The 5593-nt window shown below is 39.7% G+C and carries 5 protein-coding genes; 3 read left to right on the top strand and 2 right to left on the bottom strand.

Annotation, left to right across the window (positions count from 1 at the left end; all coding sequences use genetic code 11):
• On the top strand, positions 1-2324 hold a 2324-nt coding region (locus AABI99_RS17320), incomplete at its 5' end, for a TonB-dependent receptor (protein WP_338367368.1).
• 100 nt (positions 2325-2424) lie between these two features.
• Here AABI99_RS17320 and AABI99_RS17325 read toward each other — a convergent pair.
• On the bottom strand, positions 2425-2850 hold the full coding sequence (locus AABI99_RS17325) for a MarR family transcriptional regulator (protein ID WP_338367369.1): 426 nt from the start codon (positions 2848-2850) through the stop codon (positions 2425-2427).
• 458 nt (positions 2851-3308) lie between these two features.
• Here AABI99_RS17325 and hmgA point away from each other — a divergent pair, with 458 nt between their 5' ends.
• A complete protein-coding gene (gene hmgA, locus AABI99_RS17330; protein ID WP_338367370.1) occupies positions 3309-4607 on the top strand; it encodes a homogentisate 1,2-dioxygenase in 1299 nt (432 codons plus the stop codon).
• Between the two features lie 5 nt (positions 4608-4612).
• The gene (maiA, locus tag AABI99_RS17335; RefSeq protein ID WP_338367372.1) at positions 4613-5242 is read left to right on the top strand and encodes a maleylacetoacetate isomerase; all 630 of its coding nucleotides are present in this window, start codon (positions 4613-4615) and stop codon (positions 5240-5242) included.
• Here the strand turns inward: maiA and AABI99_RS17340 are convergent.
• Positions 5239-5472 (bottom strand): TIGR02647 family protein, encoded by a 234-nt coding sequence (locus tag AABI99_RS17340; RefSeq protein WP_338367371.1) that lies wholly within the window; start codon positions 5470-5472, stop codon positions 5239-5241. The genes maiA and AABI99_RS17340 overlap by 4 nt on opposite strands.
• Positions 5473-5593: the final 121 nt, after the last annotated feature.

Raw genomic sequence — 5593 nt, forward strand, 5'->3', positions numbered from 1 at the left:
CGTTAATCGAAGATAAACTATTTTTATTCACTTCATACGAAAAACTTGAAGGTGTACAACAGTTTAACTACGGTGGTTTAACTAGCGGTTCAGTTACATCTGATGATTTATCACGTGTTATTACAGCAGCTCAAGATGTATATGGTTACGATGTTGGTGGAATGCCTTCAAGTATGCCGATTGAAGATGAAAAAATCTTAGTTAAATTAGATTGGAACATCAATGAAAACCATCGTGCAAACTTAATCTATAACTATAATGATGCATTTACTATCTCTCAATCTGATGCTGATAACGATGAACTTTCTCTATCAAATCATTTCTATGAGCAAGGTGCAGAATTTACTTCAATCATTGGCTCAATCTACTCAGATTGGTCAGATGATTTTTCAACTGAAGTACGCATTGGTAAGTCTGAGCTTGATGCACGTGTTCAATCTTTAGATTCAGCGAGTGGTTTCGGTGAAATGCAAATTCGTACCGCTAACGGCGGCACAATTTACATTGGTCCAGATGATTCTCGTCAATCTAACGATTTAGACTACGATACTACAATGGCTAAGTTTGCAGGAACTTACTACCTAGACCAACATACTATTACAGCTGGTTATGAGTATGAAAACCTAGAGATATTCAACCTATTTGTACAACACACTCAAGGCGAGTGGAGATTCAACAATGTTGAAGATTTTGAAAATGGTTTTGCTGACCGTGTTTACTACAATAATGCTGCTGGCACTAATGATCCAAACGATGCTGCTGCAAGCTTTGAATATGCTCAACATACGTTTTATGTTCAAGACGAATATGCATTTTCTGATATAGATGCGACCTTAACTTTTGGCCTTCGTTACGATAAATATACAAGTAGTGATAAACCAAGCTTAAATCAAAACTTTGCTGATAGATACCAAAACAGCGAGCTATACCCAGATCTACCAAGCGGTATTACTAACCAAAGTACGTTTGATGGTGTTGATTTGCTTCAACCACGTGTTGGCTTCCAGTGGTATGCAACAGACGAGTTAGAAGTTCGCGCAGGTGTTGGCTTATTCTCTGGTGGTAACCCGAATGTTTGGTTATCAAACTCTTATTCAAATGATGGTATTACGAATATTGATACTCGTATTGATGATGTTGACTTATTCAATACGACTAACGTTAATGGTGGCACGCCGGGTTATGAAGTACCTCAATCTTTATTTGATGAAGTAGCAGGTACAGTAATTGGCTCTGGTGATGCTGTTACAAATGCAGTAGACCCTGACTTTGAAATTCCTTCAGAGTGGAAGTACTCAATTGGTGCAACATACACCACTGAAAATGATTATGTAATTTCACTTGATTACTTATACTCGAAGAAGAAAGACGCTGCGACGTTGATTGATTTAGGCTTACAAGATAGAACAAAACTGATTGCTCTGGGCTTAATAGATAATGATACTCCAACAACAACATTCGACGGACGCCCTTTATATGGATCTGTTGAAGGACGCTCTAGAGATTATTTACTTACAAACGTAAATGGTGACGGTGGCGATTCTTCAGTAATTTCATTTGGAGTAAGTAAATTTTACGACAATGGCATTAACATGAGCTTTGGCTACGCTTACACTGACGCTGACGATGTTAGCCCAATGACAAGCTCTGTAGCTGATTCAAACTACAGTAATGTAGCTTTAACTAACCCTGGTGATCCAGGTGTTGCTTCATCGGATTACGAAATCCCACATCGTTTTACTATGACGCTTGGCTATTCGCATGAGTTCGTAGATGGTTATGCAACTCGTTTTAACCTATACGGTGAAGCATACAAAGGCTTACCTTATAGCTATGTTTACAATAGTAGTGATAATGCATTTGGTGATACAAATAATTACGGATTTGGTTCTCGTCAATTACTTTACGTACCACTTGAAAACGATCCTAACGTTGTTTACGACATGTCTGCAGACGAAATCAATGAATTCAATGAATTTATTGCATCTGAAGGGTTAAAGCGTGGTGAGATAACTGGACGTAATTCTCAAAATGCTGATTGGTTAGTTAAATTTAACTTTAAAGTTACTCAAGAATTACCAGGCTTTATGGATGGTCATAAAGGTGAGGCGTTCTTCGTAATTGATAACTTAACTAACCTGTTAAACGATGATTGGGGCGTTCTTAAGAAGGGCTCATTCGTAGGTAATCGTGTTATCTCTACATCTATTGATGAAGATGGACGCTATGTATACTCTGGTTTCAACTCAAACAACGTAGGTACTACAACAGAAAGCAGTGCTTCTGTATGGGAAATGCGTGTAGGTGTACGTTACACCTTCTAATCTCATTAGTGTAAAGACTAAATGTTTATTAAAGCCCATCATTTGATGGGCTTTTTTATGCCAATCCACCTGATTAACTGATCGACTTTAAAGGTTGGGATTATAAAGCCCTTTTAAGCTCTTTTAGTAAATTTAGCAATTGCGTTTGTTGTTGCTTGGTAAATTTTTTAGCTAATTGCGCTTCCCAGTTTTGTGCATCATGCGCTATCAGCTTGTAAAGTGCATTGCCCTGCTCATTTAACATAACCTGAGTTACTCGCTTATCTTGCTGATTTAATTCAGCTTGTATATACCCTCTTTGTAGAAATGATTTAATAGCTCGCGAAACCGTTGACTTGTCCATATTGGCTTGTGTACATAAATCTTTAGCATTACTTTTGCCATATTGCGCCAAGTTTGCCAACACCCGCCATTGAGGAATCGTTAAGTCGTATTTTTGCTGATAAACACGCGCAAAATCATCGCTTATGTGATTTGCCATCTGATTTAACTGATAAGGTAAAAAGTGCTCTAAATCTATTTTCATTATTGCTTTCTCATCATATTTACACACCATGAAAACTGTGCATTTTAATTTACAGGCTAAAACATGCACTCATTTGAAATTACTCTCACATGAGAGTATTTTAAACTAATTAGGGCCTGTTGACCTTTGAGAATTGAAATTTGTTCAATCTAGGGGCCATTTAATCGCGGCGCGAGGTTTGTAACCTAGTGGGCTCGATAACTGCTCCTGCGTTATTCTAATGACTTACATCCATGTAAGAATAAGTAAAAACCGAGCAACAAAGAGTAAATGACCCCTAGGCAGAACCCTTCGGGCAGCGCCTGTTTGGCATTTATGCTACGTATCGCCTATTTATGGGGAACAAACGCTGCATAAGCTCTGTCTTGCCAATTACCAAACAGACTGCTGCAAATTCAACCTCGAAAGATAAACAGGCCCAGAAAGATAAAACACTGTCACTCTTACAGGATCACATTATGGCCAGCGAAATAAACTACATGAGCGGTTTTGGCAATGAGTTTGAAACCGAAGCGCTACCCGGAGCACTGCCTATTGGGCAATTTACCCCACAAAAAGTTAAATATAATTTATACACTGAGCAATTTAGCTCTACGGCCTTTACGGCTCCGCGTGCTGCTAATCGCCGCACGTGGTTGTATCGCCTGCGTCCATCTGTAGTACAAGGCGACTACACTGCTATAGATAACGCATTAATCAGAACAGCCCCTATTACTGAAGCAATTACACCTCCTACGATGATGCGCTGGAGCCCGATTGATATTCCCTCAAAGCCTACTGATTTTATTGATGGATTAATTACAATGGCTGCAAACGGCAGTGCCAATGCTCAATCGGGTATTGGTATTCATGTGTATGTTGCTAACAGCTCTATGCAAGGCCGTTATTTTTGTAATGCCGATGGTGAGCTATTGTTTGTACCTCAACAGGGCGAATTGCTATTACACACTGAGTGCGGAAAGCTCACTGTAAAGCCTGGTGAAATTGCAGTAATACCACGCGGGATAAAGTTTTCGGTTGATTTAATAAATGAAACTGCACGTGGCTACATTTGTGAAAACTACGGCCATGCGTTTGAGCTTCCTGAGCGCGGCCCCGTCGGGGCCAATGGCTACGCCAACGACAGAGACTTTCAATATCCTGTTGCGGCATTTGAAGATAAAGAGGGTGACTTTGAATTAGTGACTAAATTTAATGGTAATCTATTTAGCTGCCCAATTACTCACTCACCTTTTGATGTGGTTGCTTGGACCGGTAATAGCGCCCCGTATAAATATGATTTAGCCCGATTTAATGTTATTAACACGGTGAGTTTTGATCACCCAGACCCTTCTATTTTTACTGTACTGACTTCGCCATCAGCTACTGAAGGCATGGCAAATGTAGATTTTGTAATTTTTCCACCGCGGTGGATGGTAGCAGAAAACACCTTTAGACCTCCTTACTATCATCGTAATATTATGAGTGAGTTTATGGGCTTAATAGAGGGAGTTTACGATGCAAAAGAGCATGGCTTTGTACCCGGTGGTGCTAGTTTACATAATTGCATGTCGCCGCATGGCCCTGAGGCTGAAGTATTTGAAAAAGCATCTAACGCTGAGCTCACACCACAAAAATACGAGAACACGCTGGCCTTTATGTTTGAGTCTCGTTACATAATATCGCCCACGAAATATGCCCTTGAAGGAAAAGAGCGGCAAACTGATTACACTCAATGCTGGCGTAGTATCACTAAACACTTTACAGGCGAGGAATAATGACAATGAAACTCTACAGCTACTTTCGCTCATCTGCTGCATACCGTGTTCGCATAGCACTTAATTTAAAAGGCATTAAGCATGATATGCAATTTGTTAATTTACTTAAATCTGAACAGCTAGCTCAGCCTTACTTAGATAAAAACGTGCAAGGTTTACTGCCCGCTCTAGAAACAAACGAAGGCATATTAGCGCAATCACTGGCTATTTTAGAATGGTTAGATGAAAGCTTTCCGCAAACGCCGTTAATTTATGGCACTGCATGGCAAAAAGCGCAAATACGTAATATTAGCTATGCAATAGCATGTGATATTCACCCAGTGAATAATTTACGAGTACTTAAATACTTAACTAATGAGTTGGGGGTCGACGAGCAAGCTAAAACTGCGTGGTATAAACATTGGGTTGAGCTTGGCTTTGAAAAAATTGAGTTAATGCTAGATGAAAGCAATGACTTTTGCGCAGGAGGCAAACCTTCACTGGCAGATATATGCTTAGTGCCACAGGTATTTAATGCGCTGCGTTTTAATGTTGATATGGCTGCATACCCAAAAATTGCAGCCATTTATGCGCGCTGTAATGCACTCCCTGCATTTAGTGACGCCGCACCGCAAAATCAGCGCGATGCAGTTTAACTTTTTAACGCACTGTGAATAACACTCACGTGCTCTATTAAATCAAGGCCCAGGTCGGTTAAATAGCCACCATCTGGGCTATCTATTACCCCTTTTTCAAATAGTCTTTGTGCAGCACTTAATAAATTTGGCGCAGCGTCAGAATGTAACTTAATCCCTTGCATTTTGCTCTCACGCGGAAACTTAGCTAATAACGTAAATTCATCTATCATTGTTTGATTAAATTGCATGTGTTCACCTTTTTATAATTGTGTATTTAAGTCAGTGTTGTATAACGCTATTACTTACCCTAGCACGTTTTTTAATCGTGTGTACTATTTTTAAACTATCAAAATTCGAGGTCGCCCATGC

The sequence above is a fragment of the uncultured Pseudoalteromonas sp. genome, from assembly GCF_963922945.1.
GTDB lineage: Bacteria > Pseudomonadota > Gammaproteobacteria > Enterobacterales > Alteromonadaceae > Pseudoalteromonas.